General features: G+C 63.7%; 13 protein-coding genes. 3 read left to right on the top strand and 10 right to left on the bottom strand.

What is annotated here, in order from left to right; translation table 11 throughout:
- Position 1: 1 nt before the first annotated feature.
- The 6 genes from M3I56_RS08170 to msuE form a co-directional block, all read right to left on the bottom strand.
- Entirely contained in the window at positions 2 to 1,360 is a 1,359-nt protein-coding gene (locus tag M3I56_RS08170) for an ABC transporter substrate-binding protein (protein WP_254353356.1), read from the bottom strand.
- Positions 1,361 to 1,414: 54 nt separating this feature from the next.
- On the bottom strand, positions 1,415 to 2,449 hold the full coding sequence (locus M3I56_RS08175) for a branched-chain amino acid ABC transporter permease (protein ID WP_254353357.1): 1,035 nt from the start codon (positions 2,447 to 2,449) through the stop codon (positions 1,415 to 1,417).
- 10 nt (positions 2,450 to 2,459) lie between these two features.
- Positions 2,460 to 3,341 carry a branched-chain amino acid ABC transporter permease gene (locus M3I56_RS08180; protein WP_254353358.1) on the bottom strand — a complete coding sequence of 294 codons (882 nt, stop codon included), beginning with the start codon at positions 3,339 to 3,341 and terminating at the stop codon, positions 2,460 to 2,462.
- Positions 3,342 to 3,353: 12 nt separating this feature from the next.
- Positions 3,354 to 4,133, bottom strand: coding sequence for an ABC transporter ATP-binding protein (locus tag M3I56_RS08185; protein WP_254353359.1), 780 nt, complete (start codon positions 4,131 to 4,133; stop codon positions 3,354 to 3,356).
- A 99-nt stretch (positions 4,134 to 4,232) separates the two neighbouring features.
- Positions 4,233 to 5,336, bottom strand: coding sequence for a dimethylsulfone monooxygenase SfnG (sfnG, locus tag M3I56_RS08190; protein WP_254353360.1), 1,104 nt, complete (start codon positions 5,334 to 5,336; stop codon positions 4,233 to 4,235).
- Positions 5,337 to 5,362: 26 nt separating this feature from the next.
- Entirely contained in the window at positions 5,363 to 5,932 is a 570-nt protein-coding gene (gene msuE / locus M3I56_RS08195) for an FMN reductase (RefSeq protein WP_254353361.1), read from the bottom strand.
- Positions 5,933 to 6,370: 438 nt separating this feature from the next.
- Here msuE and M3I56_RS08200 point away from each other — a divergent pair, with 438 nt between their 5' ends.
- Both M3I56_RS08200 and M3I56_RS08205 read left to right on the top strand, forming a co-directional pair.
- Positions 6,371 to 7,597: an acyl-CoA dehydrogenase family protein gene (locus M3I56_RS08200; RefSeq protein WP_254353362.1), complete on the top strand. Its 1,227-nt coding sequence runs from the start codon at positions 6,371 to 6,373 to the stop codon at positions 7,595 to 7,597.
- Positions 7,594 to 8,694 (top strand): sigma-54-dependent Fis family transcriptional regulator, encoded by a 1,101-nt coding sequence (locus M3I56_RS08205; RefSeq protein WP_302056716.1) that lies wholly within the window; start codon positions 7,594 to 7,596, stop codon positions 8,692 to 8,694. The genes M3I56_RS08200 and M3I56_RS08205 overlap by 4 nt, the downstream gene beginning before the upstream one ends.
- Before the next feature lie 36 nt (positions 8,695 to 8,730).
- Here the strand turns inward: M3I56_RS08205 and M3I56_RS08210 are convergent, their stop codons facing one another.
- The 4 genes from M3I56_RS08210 to M3I56_RS08225 all read right to left on the bottom strand — a co-directional run bounded on the left by M3I56_RS08210 (position 8,731) and on the right by M3I56_RS08225 (position 14,995).
- Positions 8,731 to 9,999 carry an acyl-CoA dehydrogenase family protein gene (locus tag M3I56_RS08210; RefSeq protein ID WP_254353363.1) on the bottom strand — a complete coding sequence of 423 codons (1,269 nt, stop codon included), beginning with the start codon at positions 9,997 to 9,999 and terminating at the stop codon, positions 8,731 to 8,733.
- A gap of 774 nt (positions 10,000 to 10,773) precedes the next feature.
- Positions 10,774 to 11,070 (bottom strand): hypothetical protein, encoded by a 297-nt coding sequence (locus M3I56_RS08215; RefSeq protein ID WP_254353364.1) that lies wholly within the window; start codon positions 11,068 to 11,070, stop codon positions 10,774 to 10,776.
- A gap of 226 nt (positions 11,071 to 11,296) precedes the next feature.
- Positions 11,297 to 12,298: a hypothetical protein gene (locus M3I56_RS08220; protein ID WP_254353365.1), complete on the bottom strand. Its 1,002-nt coding sequence runs from the start codon at positions 12,296 to 12,298 to the stop codon at positions 11,297 to 11,299.
- Positions 12,299 to 12,316: 18 nt separating this feature from the next.
- Positions 12,317 to 14,995, bottom strand: a complete 2,679-nt coding sequence (locus tag M3I56_RS08225; RefSeq protein WP_254353366.1) for a DEAD/DEAH box helicase — start codon at positions 14,993 to 14,995, stop codon at positions 12,317 to 12,319.
- Positions 14,996 to 16,152: 1,157 nt separating this feature from the next.
- Here M3I56_RS08225 and M3I56_RS08230 point away from each other — a divergent pair.
- A complete protein-coding gene (locus tag M3I56_RS08230; protein WP_254353089.1) occupies positions 16,153 to 16,404 on the top strand; it encodes a pentapeptide MXKDX repeat protein in 252 nt (83 codons plus the stop codon).
- Positions 16,405 to 16,642: the final 238 nt, after the last annotated feature.

The raw sequence follows: 16,642 nt of genomic DNA on the forward strand, positions 1-16,642 counted from the left end.
GTCAGAGGTCCTTGCTGCAATCGCGCGGCGTAATGCCCCTCTCCTTCGCATACGACAGCGCCGACTTCTCGATGATCGGACGCAGCAGCGCGCGGTCCGCCTGCACCCAGTTGCTGATCACGTTCCACTTACGGCCATCCCATTGCTGGAAGCGCACGGCGCCGCCGCCTTCGTGGTCCGCGCAGGTCAGCTTGAGCGGCTGGACGAGGCCGAGTGCGCCGAGTTGCTTGAGTCGCGCATCGTCGAGATCCAGATGCTCGAAGCCCCAGCGCACCTGTTCGCCAGTGAGGGGCTTGTTGCCGAACTTGCGCTGCGCGACGCGCACCGCCTCGACGTTCAAAATACCGTTCACCACGCCCAGGTTGTAATAGACGGTGCCAAAGCGCGTCGGGTCCTTGAGGTTGCCGTTGCCCGGCTTGATTACGTACTGGTTGATCGCCTGCAGCACCGGGTAGTCCGTGCCCGAGGGGTGCGTCGTGATCGAGATGAAGCCCCTGGCCGCATCGCCCGCCGGACGCACGTCTTCCTCGGAGTTGCTCCAGATGTTGCCGATGATGTGATCGACCGGGTATCCAACCTTCTGCGCGGTCTTGATCGCCACCGGATTCATCACACCCCAGCCGCGCAGGATCACCCAGTCGGGATTGATCTGGTGAATCTTCAGCCACTGCGAACCCTGTTCGTTGCCGGGATGCGGCACTTCGATCTGGGTCACGTCGAAGCCGTACTTCTTCGCCAGCAGATCGACCACAGGAATCGTTTCGCGGCCGTACGGCGAGCCGTGATACAGCACGACGATCTTCTTGCCCTTGAGCGCGGCGAGGCCGCCCGAGCGCTGCCCGATATAGTTGACGATTGCGGAGACCTCGCTGTACGGATTCAGCTGCAGCGGGAACACATAGGGAAACACGGCGCCATCGGTCGAATCGGTGCGGCCGTGGTTGATCGTGATGAGCGGGATCTTGTCGGCCGTTGATCGGTCGAGCGTCGCGTAGGCAATGCCAACTGACAACGGGTTCGTGGCCGCGGTCGGCGCGCCGTCGGGACCACCGTTCTTCAGGCGTTCATAGCATTCGACGCCCTTCTCCACAACATATTCGGTCTCGCACTCCTTCCATACGAGCTTGACGCCGTTCACGCCGCCGTCGCGCGCGTTGATCAGCTGTAGATAGTCGATGAATCCGCCGAAGAAGCCGCTGCCACCGGCTGCGTACGGGCCAACCCGGTAGCTTTGCAGCGGAAAGTATTCCTCACCTGCCGCTTGCGCGTGAGGCAACGCGCCGACAGCGAGCGCGGCCAGCAAGACCGAGGACCACTTTCCCCACTTGGTGCGAGCGAGACGAATATAATTATTTCGCATAACAAAATATTCCTTGAACGATAAGAGCAGCGATAAAGCAGAAGAATTGGCGGCTCAGGATGCCTTCGGTCGGCGTTGTCGAACGATCTGCACGAGTCTCGCAAGGCCTTCCGGTTCCTTGATCAGGAAGACGATGATCAGCGTGCCGAAGACGATCTTCTGCACGTTCTGCACCTGGTCTGCGCCAATACCAGCATAGGCCAGCGCGCCAGCCGCGTTGGAAAGCAGAATCGGCAGCAACACGATGAAGGCTGCGCCCAGGAAGTTGCCCGAGATGCTGCCCATGCCGCCGATGATGATGATGAACAGCACCTGGAATGAAAGATTCAGGTTGAAACCGTCCGGCTCGATCGTGCCGAGATACGCAAAAGCCCACAGCGCGCCTGCCACGCCGAGCACGAAGGAACTCAGCGCGAAGGCCAGCAGCTTGCTGCGCCCCACCGGGATGCCGATCACGCGCGCAGCGGCTTCCATGTCGCGCACGGCCATCCAGCGCCTGCCCAGCTCGCTGCGCACGAGGCTCGCGCCGAATGCGAACAGCAAGGTCGCGACACCGAGCACGAACAGGTAGCGCGACACCGGCGTGTCGATGCGCCAGTGACCGATCATGAGCTGCGGCGCGCTCAGCACGCCGGACGTGTCGTAGTTCGAGAACCACGCCACGCGCGTGAACAGCCAGACCACGAAGAACTGCGCGGCCAGCGTCGAGACGATCAGGTAAAAGCCCTTGATGCGCAGGCTCGGCAGTCCGAACAGCACGCCGGCCGCGGCACTGACCAGGCCGCCGAGCAGCAGGCCGACCGGAAGCGGCAACGCGGGCACGCGAACGAGCAGGTTGTAGGTCGCATAGGCGCCGATCGACATGAACGCGGCCGAGCCGAGCGACAGTTGCCCCGCATAGCCGGTCAGGAAGTTCAGACCGAGTCCGGCCACGGACAGGATCAGAAATGGCACGAGGATCGCGTTCAGCCAGTAGTCGTTCGCCACGAGAGGCACGCCGGCGAACGCGACGAGCGCTCCCGCAAGCGGCAAGGCCAGCTGGCGCAGGTTCAGCCGGCGCGGTTCGACGAGGGGACGGGTCAGTTCCATCAACGTTTCCTCAAACGCGCTCGACGGCCGCCTCGCCAAACAGGCCGGACGGGCGCGCGAGCAGGAACAGCATCGCAAGCAGATAGGGAAACCAGTTCTCGATGCCGTCGCCGATCACGCTCCCGACATAGACTTCGGCCAGCTTCTCCGTTGCGCCGACCAGCAGCCCGCCGACGATCGCGCCGCCGATCGACGAGAAGCCGCCGATGATCAGCACCGGCAGAGCCTTGAGCACGACGAGCGAGAGCGAGAACTGCACGCCGAGCCGCGCGCCCCAGAGCAGGCCCGCAACGAGGCTGACGAAGCCCGCCAGTGCCCAGACGATTGCCCAGATGCGCGGCAGCCGCAGGCCGACCGCGAACGCGGCGAGCGGATCGTCCGCCACGGCGCGCAGCGACAGGCCGAAGCGCGAGTGCTTCGCGAGCTGCGACAGCACGAGCACCAGCACGCCGGCCGTGCCGGCGGCGAACAGGTCGAAGCGGCTCACCATCACGCCGGCCAGGTGTAGCGGCTTGTCGTCGATGCCGAGATCGAGCCCGTGCACCTGCGCGCCCCAGAACAGTTGCGCCGCGCCTTCAAGAATCAGGCTCAGGCCGAGGGTGGCCATGAACAACACGATCGGCGCGCGGTTGACGAGCGGCAGCAGCACGAACCGGCCGGCTGCGATCGCGATCAGCACGAGCGCGGCGAGCGTCGCGCCGAACGACAGCCACGGGGTCCAGCCGCGTTCGACGAGACTCACGTAGGTCAGCGCACCGAACAGCACGAGTGAGCCCTGCGCGAAGTTGAAGATGCCCGACGCCTTGTAGATCAGCACGAAGCCGATCGCGACCAGCGAGTACATCACGCCGGCGAGCAGCCCGCCCACCAGCACCTCGATAAAAAATTGCATTGCGCGCCCCTCTCAATGTCGTGTGCCGAGATAGGCCGCCAGCACGTCCGGGTTCGTGCGGACTTCGTCGGGCCTGCCGTCGGCGATCTTCTTTCCGTAATCGAGCACCACCACGTGATCGGACAGGCCCATCACCACGCCGATGTCGTGCTCGATCAGCACGACCGTCACACCGAGATGCTCGTTGGCATCGAGCACATACCCCGCCATCGCGTGCTTCTCCTCGGTATTCATTCCAGCCATGGGCTCGTCGAGCAGCAGCAGGCGCGGTTCGGCGGCCAGCGCGCGCGCCAGCTCGACCCGCTTCTGCAACCCGTAGGACAGTGTGCCCACCACGCTGTCACGCCACGGCTGCAGATCCAGCGCTTCGATCACGCACTGCGCTCGCTCGCGCTGTTCGGCCTCATCCCGTGCGGCACGGCCAACGTGCAGTGTCTGTTCGAGCCATGTACTGCGGCGATGCAGGTTGCGTCCGGCCAGCACGTTGTCGAACACGCTCATGCGCCTGAACAGCGCCAGATTCTGGAACGTGCGCGCGATGCCGCGATGCGCGGCGTCGTGCGCGTCCATGCGCCGGTAAGCATGGCCGTCGAAGCGCAGCGTGCCGTGCTGCGGACGATAGACGCCGTTGATCACGTTCAGCAGCGAACTCTTGCCCGCGCCGTTCGGGCCGATCAACGCGCAGATCTCGCCAGCCGCGACTTCGAAACTGATATCGGTAATGGCCTTGACGCCCCCGAACGACACCGAAATGTCGTCGAGCGCCAGCAGGGCCGTCGAGGCTTGCGTCATGCTGATTCACCCCTTGGGGTGCCGTTTCCCGGTTGTGTCCTTCTGTTCCATGTGACCGGGTCTGCTCGCGCGCCCGGCCCCGCCCCGCCGCCACTGGCGTCAGGCAGCCTGCCTTTCGCGCTGCGCCTCGAGCTCGCGCACGAGCGGCAGCACCTTCTGACCGAAATACTCGACTTCCTCGATGAAATGCAGGAAGCCGGTCAGCACCAGGTCGACCCCGATCGACTTGAGTTCGACGATGCGTTCGGCAATCTGCTGCGGCGTGCCGATCAGGTTCGTACGGAAGCCGTCGTTGTACTGGACGAGATCTTCGAAGGTCGATTTGGCCCAGTTGCCCTCGCCTTCAGGCGAAGCCTTGCCGGCCTGCTTGACTGCGTCGCCGAACGCATGGACGGCCTCGACGTGCGCGTGCCTGATGATGTCGTCGAGCACGGCCTTCGCTTCCTCCTCGGTATCGCGCGCGATCACGAAAGCGTTCACGCCGATACGGACCTGGTGATTGTTCTGCGCCGCTTTCGCACGGATATCATCGATCTGGGCCTTGAGATTCTCGGGCGTGTTGCCGTTCGTGAAATACCAGTCCGATACGCTCGCCGCGTTGTCGCGCGCCGCGCGCGAGCTGCCGCCCTGGAAGATCTCGGGGTGAGGCTTCTGCACCGGCTTCGGACTCAACGTGTAGTTGTTGAAGCGGTAGAAGTCGCCCTTGAACGTGAAGTTGTCCTCGGTCCAGATGCCCTTGAGCGCGCGGATGAACTCGTTCGAGCGGCGGTAACGCTCGTCGTGCTCGAGCCACGGTTCACCGATCGCGGTGAACTCCCCCTTGAACCAGCCGCTTACGACGTTGATCGCTATGCGGCCGTTCGAGATGTGATCGATGGTGGCGATCTGCTTGGCGACCACGGCCGGATGCCACGGCCCGGGCAGGATCGCCGCGAGCACCTTGAGCTTCGTGGTCGATTGCAGTAGCGCCTGGCTGAATGAAACCGACTCGTGCTGATACTCGGCGCCATAGCCGGCCGTGAAGCGGATCTGGCTCAGCGCGTATTCGAAGCCCGCGCGCTCGGCGGTCTGCGCAAGACGCTGGTTGTACTCGAGGCCCCAGTCGGTGCGCTGCTCGATCGTGCTGACGACAAGGCCGCCGCTTACGTTGGGCACCCAGTAGGCAAACTTGACGGCGTCTTTGGCTTGGGAAGTCTGGCTCATTGAAGGTTCCTTGAATGACTTTGAATTCAGACGGCTAACGCCGCGGTGACGTTTTCCGAGCGTGCTCCGAGTTGCGGGACCGCACGCTCGACAGCCAGTGCGATGCGAGCCTGCAACGCCTCGCTCGCGATCTCGTAGCGATCGAAATCGCTTTCGGAGGCGTAGACGCCGACCGGGAGCGTGCGTGCCTGGAAGAAGCTGAAGAGCGGACGCAGCTGGTGATCGATCACGAGCGCATGACGGTCGCTGCCGCCCGTGGCGGCCAGCAAAACGGGCACGTCGATTAGCGCCTCGTGATGCACGAGATCGAACAGATGCTTGAAGAGGCCTGTATATGAGGCGCGGTAAACTGGACTGGCGGCGATCACGAGGTCGGCTGTCTCGATCGCCCCGATAGGTTCTTCGATATCCGCCGGCACCTGCGCACGCGTGAGCGCACCGGAGAGTCGCCCTGCGATCTCGCCGAGATCGATCACGCGGATTTCGACCGGCAGTGCGGCCTCCAGCGCGGACAGTAGCGAGTGCACCAGTGCCAGCGTGCGCGATGGCCGCTGCAAGCTGCCCGACACTGCGACGATCTTGTATTTCTTGCTCATGAGGATTCCTTCGTGAATCGGGACGTGCCTGATCGGTCCCGTCAAGAGCTAAAGGCAAGGACCGTGCCAAATCGCGCGAACTGACCACTCACAGCAGAGCCGCTGACATAGCAGCCGTTTTCGTCGTCGAGCAGCCTTTCCAGAAGGGGGAAATGCACCTGATAAGCACATCCCGGAGACACTCGGATCGATATGCCGACATGTGATGACGCACCGGCAACAATGCTGCTGCTTCGCTGCTTCCCACGCAGCAGCACCGGTTCATCACATGAATGGAGGCACGCAGGACGCATGACTTCGCGTCTCGATGCTGCTGGCGCAGCAGCCTGATTAGGTTATGAGAAATGGTTGCTTCTCTCGTCGGCCAAAACCTTGAACACTGTGCTGATCCAGCAGCACGCATGCGCGTGCATGGCTGTTTCAACCACTCACACTGCGATGGCCTCCCTTCCCCTACCGTTGCCGCTGGCCGAAGCGCCCGATGACGTCCGGCCCGTCCTGCAGGGCGAGTCGCCGCTGCACGTCGCCCACGGTCTTGCCGAACGCTTCGCGCAGACCGCTGCGGAGCGCGATGCGCGCGGCGGCACACCGAAGGCGGAGCGCGACGCGCTGCGTGCGAGCGGCCTGCTCGCACTGAGCATCCCGACCGTTCATGGCGGGCTCGGTGCGGACTGGCGCACGACACTCGACGTCGTACGCGTGCTTGCGTGCGCCGACAGTTCACTCGCCCACGTGTTCGGATTTCATCACCTGATGCTCGCCACGGTCCGTCTGTTCGGCTCGCCGGAGCAATGGCACGCGCTGTTCGAACAGACCTCGCGGCACCGGTGGTTCTGGGGCAATGCGCTCAATCCACTCGACGAACGCACGCTTGCGCACCCGCGCGGTGGGTGGCTCGAATTCAGCGGCCAGAAGAGCTTCTGCTCGGGCGCGCTCGACTCGGAAATGCTGATCGTCTCCGCGCGCCACGCCGAAACGCGAGCGTTTCTCGTGGCCGCCATCCCGACCCAGCGAAGCGGCATTTCGATTGCCCAGGACTGGAACAATTTCGGCCAACGCCAGACCGATAGTGGCTCCCTGACGTTCGAACAGGTCCGCGTCGAGCATCACGAGCTGCTCTCGGACCCTGGTCCGTTCTCGTCACCGTTCGCGGGGCTGCGGCCGCTCATCGCGCAACTGATCCTGACGAACATCTATCTCGGCATTGGCGAGGCCGCATTCGAGGATGCGCGGCACTACACCCTCAACGAAGCGCGGCCCTGGCCCGCCTCGAACGTCGCGAGTTCCGGTGAGGACCCGTACATCCTGAGCCAGTACGGCGAGTTCTGGCTCGGGCTGGAAGCCGCACGCGCGCTTGCGGACAAAGCCGCCGCCGGACTCGACCATGCATGGTCGCGTGGCACCCGCCTCACCGCGACCGAACGTGGGGAACTGGCGCTTGCCATCGCGAGCGCGAAGGTCGCCGCCGCGCAAACCGGCCTCGACATCTGTACGCGCATGTTCGATGTCGCCGGCGCCCGCGCGACCCACGGCGAGCTTCGGCTCGACCGCCACTGGCGCAACCTGCGCACCCATACGCTGCACGATCCGCTCGCCTACAAGATCCGCGAGATCGGCGAATGGGCGCTCAATCGAACCTATCCCACGCCGAGCTTCTACTCATGAACCACCCGCTCCCCCACGCATGGTCCGACGATGCCGAAGCCAACGGCGAGGTGCCCGTCCTGACGCTGCCGCACAAGCATTCGCTGACCGCCTCGATCCGCGCCCGCGCGCAGGTGTTCGTCGATCCCCGGTCAATCGAACTGCTCGAGCGCATCCAGCTGGTCGCGCCGAGCGACGCGAATATCCTGATCATCGGCGAGACCGGCACCGGCAAGGAGCTGATCGCGCGCCACGTACACAGCCTGAGCGAGCGGCGCGACAAGCCGTTCGTCGCCGTGAACTGCGGCGCCTTTTCCGAGACGCTGGTCGAAAGCGAACTGTTCGGGCACGAGAAAGGGGCCTTCACGGGTGCGTTCCATGCCAAGGCTGGCTGGTTCGAAGCGGCCAACGGCGGCACGCTGTTCCTCGACGAAATCGGCGACCTGCCGCTGTCCATGCAGGTCAAGCTGCTGCGCGTGCTGCAGGAGCGCGAGGTCGTGCGGCTCGGTTCCCGACGCGGCGTGCCGATCGACGTGCGCGTGGTGGCAGCGACGAACGTCCATCTGCAGCACGCGGTGGCGGCCGGGCACTTTCGCAGCGACCTGTTCTACCGGCTCAACGTCGTGCAGCTCGCCATTCCGACGCTGCGCGAGCGCACCGGCGACATCCTTCCACTCGCCCGCTACTTCATCGAGGACTACCGCAGCCGGCTTGGGTACGGGCCGGGCACGATCTCGCCGCGCGCCGAGCAGAAGCTGCTCGCGTACAGCTGGCCCGGCAACATTCGCGAGCTGGAGAACGTCATCCATCACGCGCTGCTCGTGAGTCGCCACGACACCCTGCAGGACGGCGACCTGCACCTGTTCTCATCCGGCATCACGACCCCGGCTGGCGCGAGTGCGCCGAGCGGTCCGCACCACGCCCTCGAATCGGCGCTGCTCGAACTGTTCAACGGCGAACACGAGAATCTCTTCGAGCAGATCGAGGACATGGTGATGCGCACGGCGTTCGAGTACAGCCACCGCAACCAGATTCAGGCGGCGAGGCTCCTCGGCATCAGCCGCAACGTGTTGCGCGCGCGGCTGATCCGGACGAAGGAAATCGCGGCCCTCAAATAGCGGTGCCGTGCGCTCGACGGCACCGCACTTTCGCGCTCACGCCGCCTTCTGCTCCGGCGCGGGACCGGCGCCGATCGCCCAGACATACGGCGGCTCGGTCCCGTTGATTTCGCGGTCGCCCACGATACGCTCCTTGAAGACGATCGGGTTGTGCGAGGCTGCCGTGCGCGCGTTGCGCCAGTGGCGGTCGAGCCGCTTCTGCTCGCTCGTGCCCGATGCGCCGAGCGCGTTGAACAGCAGCGTGGTCGCGCGCAGCACGAGATCGGCAATCGCGCTCTGGCCGCGAGCGGAATCGAGTTCGGCATCGACATTCGCTGCGTGCTCGGCCTGCGCATCGCCGCCGAAACGCGCCTCGTACGCGCGTTGCGAGGCCTGCGCCGCGCGCACGGCTGTGGCCTCGGCGGCGAACACGAGCGACGAGACCTGGCCCACGACCTGCTGCACCTGTGGGTCCTGCGCGAACGAAGGCGCATTGCCGTGGCTGAAGATGCGCCGGCGCGAGCGCACCTCCTGCGAGATGTCGCGCAGCGCGGCGCGGCCCGTGCCCGCGAGAACGGCCAGCAGCACCAGCTGGTAGAACGCGGTCTGATACTTGAAGCGAGTCGAGAAGTCGATGATGTCGATCTCGTCCACGTCGGCGGCGACAAACGTGGTGGTGCCGCTGCCCGTCGTGCGCTGGCCGAAACCGTCCCAGTCGTCGTGATGCGTCACGCCGGGCTGCCTTGCCCGCACGGCCGCGATCACGTCTTCTCCCGTGTCGTCGCGGCGAGCGAACACGTCAATCCAGTCGGCGAAGATGCTGCCCGTGCTGTAGTACTTCGCGCCGTTGACGACCCAGCGCGCGCCATCACGCGACACGCGCGTGATCACGTCGCCGATCGCCACGCTGCCGACTTCGGTCCAGGCATTGCCGACCAGTTCGCCCGCTACGAAGCGCTTGAACCAGACGTCGCGAGCCGGGCCCGGCTCGGCATTGAGCCGATCCTCGACGAACGCGAAGTGGCCGCGCAGCGCCTGTGGCAAGTTCGAGTCCGCCTCGGCCAGTTCGATCAGCAGCTGAATCAACTGCGGCAGCGAAGCCCCTGCGCCGCCGTGCTCGAGAGGCACGCGAACGGCGCCGAAGCCTGCAGCCTTGAGCCATTCGATCTGCTCATAAGGCAGCCTGCGATCGCGCTCACGCTCGAGCACGCCCTCGGCAATGCGGGCGAAGACGGGTCGAAAACGTGAAGCGAGAGGCTCGTAGTCCGTACCGGGAGAAAGAACGGGAGCAACTGCCACCGTGCTGGCGAGATTCAATGCGGTCATAGGGGCTCCTGGTATCGGCTTGTTGGGTGGCCCGTGATCGGGCCTCGTTCTTTTACCGATAAAGCAGAAGCCATGCCAATCATTGGTCGGGGAGCAGGTGTGCGTATGGCGGCAAAACCGCATGCACGTTGCTGGTTCAGCAACAGCATACTGCTGATTCACTGCTGGATTTCCAGCGATTCAAGGCGCCGAATGCTCCGCGCAATCGCGCTGTAGAGACGACCTGGCCTTGATAAGGCAAACGATCTACACTGCAACTCAGCACAACCGAATAGATCGGCCAGCCGTTGCGGACTGATCGTAACCCGCTGGACTTGCGGAGTCCGTGCGTGCTGTCCGTTCTGTCTGGAGGTGGCCATGAAAAAGGAGACGAAAACTGCACGGCGACACCGCCAACGATTGCTCTTTCCAATCATATTGGAAAGAGCACTATTTTTTTGTCTTCCACAAGATTTCACGTAGAGCCACCAAAAAGTTCTCGCAAAAGCATTTTAAGTAGGAATGCATATTTATCATAAAACCAGATGCTTCTACTACGAGTCCGGGACGCTGATATCGGTAACCGTGCGTCACCTCACTCCCGTGCATTTTCGGAACTCGATGATCCTGCTTCCGACAAGCTAGCGACATCGGGCTCCTGAGGTACTCAGCCTCGAATCTCCTACGCCCTCACGCTCGTTGGGCGCTCCCAAGGAGCTTCAGACCAACAGAGAATTCTGGAAGCTGCCGTTTGCGCCGGCGCCCGGTTCGCCGTCCCGTGCGGCGATTGCCTGTTCAGTCCATGAAGGCGGTTTCGTCGAACAGGTCTGGTGCCACGTGAGACGCCACCGGTTCCGGCATCGCGTCCGCTCGGACCTGCGCCAGCAGAGCGGGACGCAACCATACCTCCTCCAGCGCGCTGATCCCCCCTTCGATCAACTGCTGCGGGAAGAAGGACGGCTTCCGGCAGGTCGTTTCCGGTAGTAACAGGATCTCGTGCTCGATGACCGGATCGATGCGGACCGCCACAACCTTCAACTTTTCTGCGCTCTTTTTTCTGCCCAACATGTGCTCCCTGACATTCCACTTCATCGCATTCTAATCGGCACCCTCTCAGCCGCTGGCCATCGGCCGCTCTTGTTTCTCATCGCAGCCTCTCGACAGACGTGCAGGAAGATCACGGCAAACCTCCTGGGCTGGCGTGGGGCTTCGGCCAGAGGTACAGCTGGACTTTGTCTATTCGCCGCATCCCGGTCCCGTTGCACATCTCGCAAGCCGGCCCAGTCGCCAGACCAGCCGGTGCCGCACCGCCCGAAAATCACTCGCGGCGTTTCGCGGGTTTCGAGGCAGCGGGCGCACGCACCGCGGGCTTTGGCGGCGCAGCCGAACGTGTCGCCTTCGACACGCCGGGGTTGGTTTTGCCCTTTGGCTTCTTCACCGCGGCAGCACTGACTTTCACGTCCGGCGCCGCGGCCTTGCCTTTCGGTGTCAATTTCGCGGTCGCAGACGACTTCGACGCCGTCGATCTCGGCGTGCGTGCTGTTTGCGGGGCGGCTTCCTTGCGCGTGCGTTTGCCGCGGGCCGGGGGCGCATCGGCAAAGGGTTCGGCATCAATATCGATGCCGAACACGTCGCCCAGGTCCACGTTGTCGAGTACCTTGCCGGACGTCGGGCCGGCTCCTGCCCCGGAGAGGTTCGCACCGGTGCTGCTGACGAGATCGCCAGGGTCAACGCCGCGTAGCGTAAAGAGCAACTCCGGCTGCTGGTCGAGCCGCGCGCCGACGCCATAGAGTACGGCGGCGACGTGCTTGCACATCGCCGCCCAGTCCAGGCAGTTGCAGCCGAGTTTGATGTCCTTCGGCGCGGGGAAGAGCCCGCTGCCCGGCTTGCAGATGCGGCCCATCACCGCAGCCGACAGCTTGCCCTGCAGCAGTTCGACCATGGAGTCAACCGACGACGCGCACTCGGCACTCAACGCCCGCCACTGTTTCTCCGGGCAGGCTGTGACATCGATTTCGATCTCGTACAGGCTGGACCCCATGACCTGTGCACGGATCCTGCCCGTCGAAATCTGCAGATCGATCACCGAACCATTGCGCACATAGGTGCGACCGCGCGGCAGGCGACTGGCGTAGTCGCTGTAGTGCTCCAGGTTATCGCACCATGCCTTGCCCCAGAAGGTCTTCGCGATAGCTCCACGATAGGGCGCTATGGGCGACAGCATCTTGCCTGCCTTGAGCGCTTTCGCGACCAGTTGCTCCGCCTGCTTTCTGCGCTCGGCCACCGGGACGTAGGGGTTCCATCCGCCGTAGTCAGCCATTCGCGTTCCTCTCCATGATCAGTTTTCCTGCGCGGAATGAATATCGAGCCTGACCAGATCGAGCAGCTCGCGGTCGCTCATCTCGGTCAGCAGCAGCTCCGCGCCGCCCTCAAGCACATCCTTCACCAGTTGCTGCTTTGTTTCAATCAGCTGGTCGATCCGGTCCTCGACCGTTCCCCGGCAAACGAACTTGTGTACCAGAACATTCCTGCGCTGGCCAATGCGGAATGCCCGGTCCGTCGCCTGATTTTCGACCGCGGGATTCCACCAGCGATCGAAATGGATCACGTGGGACGCGGCGGTGAGATTCAACCCCGCGCCACCCGCCTTGAGCGAGAGCACAAAGAACGGGACCGATTCATCTTCCTGGAATTGCCGGACCAGTTCGCGGCGTTTGGCTACGGGCGTTCCGCCGTGGAGAATCAGGCCTTCCCGCCCGAAAAGCGATCCGAGGAACGCGGCAAGGGGCTCGGTGGTTTCGCGGAATTGCGTAAACACCAGAACCTTTTCCTGCTTCGCCGCGATCACGTCGACCAGTTCGCGCAGCCGCGCAAATTTGCCACTGGCTTCCGGCTGCCACGCCGCGTCGCCAAGCCACTGGGACGGATGGTTGCAGATCTGCTTGAACCGCATCAGGTAGCTTAGTACGATCCCTTTGCGTTCAATACCGTCGGTACCATCCAGCGCCGCAGTCAGGTCCTTGACTGCGCGTCCGTAAAGGGCGGCCTGGATGGGGCTCAGGTGGCACCACGCCTTGAGTTCGGTTTTTTCCGGGAGATCGGCAATCACACGCCGGTCTGTTTTCAGACGACGCAGAATGTAGGGCCGCACGAGGTTTCGAAGCGGGCCGAAATGCTCCATTTTCGCCAGACGCCGGGTCAGACCGGCAAATTCCTTCGCCGAGCCCAGCAGGCCTGGATGCGTGAAATCAAAAATGGACCACAGGTCCGACAGGCGATTTTCCACCGGGGTGCCCGTCAGCGCGATGCGTGAGCGTGCCTGAAGCTTCTTGACCTGTTTCGTCTGGCGGGTGCCGGGGTTCTTGATCGCCTGGGCCTCGTCGACAATCGCGATATTCCACTGGAACGCTTCCAGAACGGGCTGGCGCAGCAGCGAGCCGAAGCTGGTAATGACGAGGTCCGTCTGCATGAGCCGCGCACTGTCCAGGGCGCGCAGTTCGTCGGCAGGCATCACGGACGGGTGCACCACCAGCACGCGCAGGCCCGGCGAGAAACGCTCCGCTTCCGCGGCCCAGTTTGCCAGGAGGGACGCCGGTGCGACCAGCAGGCTCGGGCACGGGCCGACCGGGTCGCGCTTGAGGATCAGCAGCAGGGAGAGGACCTGCATCGTCTTTCCGAGGCCCATGTCGTCGGCCAGACATGCCCCCAGCCCGAGCCGGCTTAGCAGGTAGAGCCAGCGCACACCGGCCTGCTGGTACGGTCGAAGCTGCGCTTTCAGATCGGGGCCCGGATCGACCTGCGCCAGCCCTTCCGGCTGGCGCAACTGCTGCAGCGTCTGTGCAAGCCAGTCGCCAGCCACGACCTGCGCCCAGTCGCGCTCGCCGAACCCGTCACCTTCATCACCGGCGACGCCCGCCAGCAGACGCAGCGCATCGTTCAGCGGCAGCCCCGCCTGCGCGGCCTTTTCCAGACCTTCAAAGCGCTGAAGCAGGCGGCCGAGCTTCTTCGTGTCCACCTCGATCCAGCGCCCGCGAATCCACTGAAGGCCGTCGGCCCCCTTGAGCAGACTCCGGATCTCGGCCGGACTCAACGTTTCGCCATCGAGCGACACCTCCATCCTGAAGTCGAGCAGCGCTTCCCTGCCAAGGAGTGACGGAGGCTGCGTCCCAACGCTCGCCCTGACCGCGGGCCGCGCGGGGCGTCCCGCCGCCCAGCTCGCCGGTAGTCGAACCTTGATGCCGGCGGATTCCAGGGCGGGCAGATCCGAGAGAAGGCGCCAGGCGTCGGCGGGCATCCAGCGCAACGGGTGATAGATTTCGCGCGACTCAACCATCGCACGCAGCCAGTCGCAGCGTTCAGCCGCACGCTGAACCGGCATGAGCAGAGAGAGAAGCTGCGCCCTGTTGCGCGCACCGGAAAATTCCTCGAGCGCGCGTGATAGGGGTTGATGCTGCGTCTTGCCATGGGCCGACAGGCGCGCAGCGTACGTAGCCAGGAACGCGAAAGGTGCTTCGGGGTCCTTGCGGTTTTCGGCAAGGTTGAAGTGAACCCGGCCCACCAGATTCCAGGCAGGATGACGCGACCTGAGGAATGCCTGAAGTGACTCTCCCGAATCAGCAAGCTCATCGCGCAGGGCGCGATCGATTTCGCCCCATAGTGCCGCCAGAACATCCGGCGTGAGATATTCAGCGCCCGTCATGGGCGGCGCGTCTTCGATCAGTGTGCCGAGCTCCAGCGGGTCTGGCTCTGCGCCCGCGATGTCCCCACCTTCCGCCGTAGTGCACAGGGCCGTGACATAGCGGGCCCCCAGTTCGCGCCACCACGCCCAGGCGGGCGGCAATGCGCGCCCGATGGTTGCGCTTCCCAGGTAAAGCAGCCCGTGACCAGCGCCGCGCGCGAAAGCCGCGCCCAGCGCTACGTCATCGGGCAGCGCGGGCGCCTCGACGTCCGGCGCGACAAGCAGGTGGCCCGCCGGTGTGATTCTTGGCGAGAGGCGATCGGTATCGGTAAAGGACATGAACAGTTGATGGGGAAAACCGGTTTCAAATGCAGGCGGAAGTCGGGTCCGCCAGGAGATCACGTATCGCGCGCATCGTGGGAAAAATGACCGGTCCTGGTCGTGGGACGGATTGTTTCGCAGCACGTCACATGACATCGCCGGGCGACGCATCTGTCCACGGCCCGCAAAGCCAGACCCCTCTGGGTGCGGGCGCGCTCGCGGGATCGGGATGATCGAATTTCATGGTATGTCCGTGCGGTATGCGGCAACCGCAATGCAGTTCACCCGCTTTGCCATCGCCGCCGACGTTCAGCGCGACGCCGCGCCTCCGGGAAGCATCTCCGGCCAGTGTCACAGTCCCGGCATTTTATCCGAGGCGCGATGCACAGACCGGATGCCGGGCGACACGCGATGAGGTACGGCGATCGACACACTCGATACGCTGATTCTGCTCAATCAGCTGCGACGACAAGCGCTGGCAGCACGCAACATTACGATCAGCGTACTGGACATTGATCTCAATGGCCGCCAATTCGGTGCCGCTGCCTTGCGCGCGTTGTGTGCGCACGGTAGTGCGCTAGAGGGGCTTCGCGTAAAGTTCGTTCACTACCCATACGACTGGAACGAGCCCGCGTGCCTCGCAGGAATCGTTGAAAACGCAATCATGTCCGGTGCGATCGTCGCCGCTTCTTCAGAAGGTGGGCTGTTTGAATACGGCATTGATGCAGCAATTCTCGCCAACCTGCGCGCATTATGCCCGCGTGTACATGGGCAAAAAATAGTGGTCACGGGCTCGGTGACATGCGACGCCGAAGCTCGGCTGATGCCCAAAAGTCGGCCCTGCTTTGAGTGTGGACGACCACAGCAAAGGGCCGCACTGTGTCCATCGACTGCCTGGATCTGCGGTCGTTGGACCATCCAGACGCCTTTCACACCTTACCTGCAGTCATTCCCCAGTGATTCGGTTAACGCATATCGGGTCTTTACCCATGCCCTTTGGAGTGGCTGCCGACTTCCTGTCATATCCATCCGCGCAAGAATGACATGACCGTCGCCGATGGGGTACCGGGAAGTGCCATGCCCGTCACTGATTCGCGGCAAGACCAGGCCCCCACCATCGGGCTACTGTCCTATCGATATTCCGACTCACTGTCGGTTCGCTAAGGGATCACATCATGAACAAGCTCACTGCCACCATTCTCGCCAGCTGCTTCTCGTTCGCGACCGCGGGCGCCTTCGCTGATGATAGTGTGCCAACCGACGCGACTGCCAACGACGCGCCGAGTCAGGAGATAACCGCAAAGAGCGCAACAGCATCAGACGCGATGAGCGCCGACAGCGCGGCCAAAGACGGGATGAAAGAAGATGCGATGAACCATGACGGCATGGCCGGAGATGAAACAAAGAATGCCGAGGTGAAGGAGTAGTGTCGATCCGAAGTGATCCGCTGATGCCAGACCAGAAGACGCTTCTCGGAGGCGCTCCACGGATCACCCTCACCAGGCACCCGCGCCGTAGTCAGGCCCTTCAAAGCCTTGACGGTGTCGGAACGTCCCTTGCCTGCTGGAGAGCCGACGTACGAATGTCAGCGTGAGAACGGTGGCCAGCGTCGGCAACTGGCCGACGCCGGCCCGAGGTTGACCGGCGGGCGTGGTCGGCGATAGA

This window comes from Paraburkholderia sp. CNPSo 3281 (genome assembly GCF_024206515.1).
In the GTDB taxonomy this organism is placed as follows: domain Bacteria; phylum Pseudomonadota; class Gammaproteobacteria; order Burkholderiales; family Burkholderiaceae; genus Paraburkholderia; species Paraburkholderia nodosa.

Excerpts from the sequence above, each read along its gene's own strand:
- M3I56_RS08170 (WP_254353356.1), bottom strand. The coding sequence starts at position 1,360 with ATGCGAAATAATTATATTCGTCTCGCTCGCACCAAGTGGGGAAAGTGG.
- M3I56_RS08175 (WP_254353357.1), bottom strand. The coding sequence starts at position 2,449 with ATGGAACTGACCCGTCCCCTCGTCGAACCGCGCCGGCTGAACCTGCGC.
- M3I56_RS08180 (WP_254353358.1), bottom strand. The coding sequence starts at position 3,341 with ATGCAATTTTTTATCGAGGTGCTGGTGGGCGGGCTGCTCGCCGGCGTG.
- M3I56_RS08185 (WP_254353359.1), bottom strand. The coding sequence starts at position 4,133 with ATGACGCAAGCCTCGACGGCCCTGCTGGCGCTCGACGACATTTCGGTG.
- sfnG (WP_254353360.1), bottom strand. The coding sequence starts at position 5,336 with ATGAGCCAGACTTCCCAAGCCAAAGACGCCGTCAAGTTTGCCTACTGG.
- msuE (WP_254353361.1), bottom strand. The coding sequence starts at position 5,932 with ATGAGCAAGAAATACAAGATCGTCGCAGTGTCGGGCAGCTTGCAGCGG.
- M3I56_RS08200 (WP_254353362.1), top strand. The coding sequence starts at position 6,371 with ATGGCCTCCCTTCCCCTACCGTTGCCGCTGGCCGAAGCGCCCGATGAC.
- M3I56_RS08205 (WP_302056716.1), top strand. The coding sequence starts at position 7,594 with ATGAACCACCCGCTCCCCCACGCATGGTCCGACGATGCCGAAGCCAAC.
- M3I56_RS08210 (WP_254353363.1), bottom strand. The coding sequence starts at position 9,999 with ATGACCGCATTGAATCTCGCCAGCACGGTGGCAGTTGCTCCCGTTCTT.
- M3I56_RS08215 (WP_254353364.1), bottom strand. The coding sequence starts at position 11,070 with ATGAAGTGGAATGTCAGGGAGCACATGTTGGGCAGAAAAAAGAGCGCA.
- M3I56_RS08220 (WP_254353365.1), bottom strand. The coding sequence starts at position 12,298 with ATGGCTGACTACGGCGGATGGAACCCCTACGTCCCGGTGGCCGAGCGC.
- M3I56_RS08225 (WP_254353366.1), bottom strand. The coding sequence starts at position 14,995 with ATGTCCTTTACCGATACCGATCGCCTCTCGCCAAGAATCACACCGGCG.
- M3I56_RS08230 (WP_254353089.1), top strand. The coding sequence starts at position 16,153 with ATGAACAAGCTCACTGCCACCATTCTCGCCAGCTGCTTCTCGTTCGCG.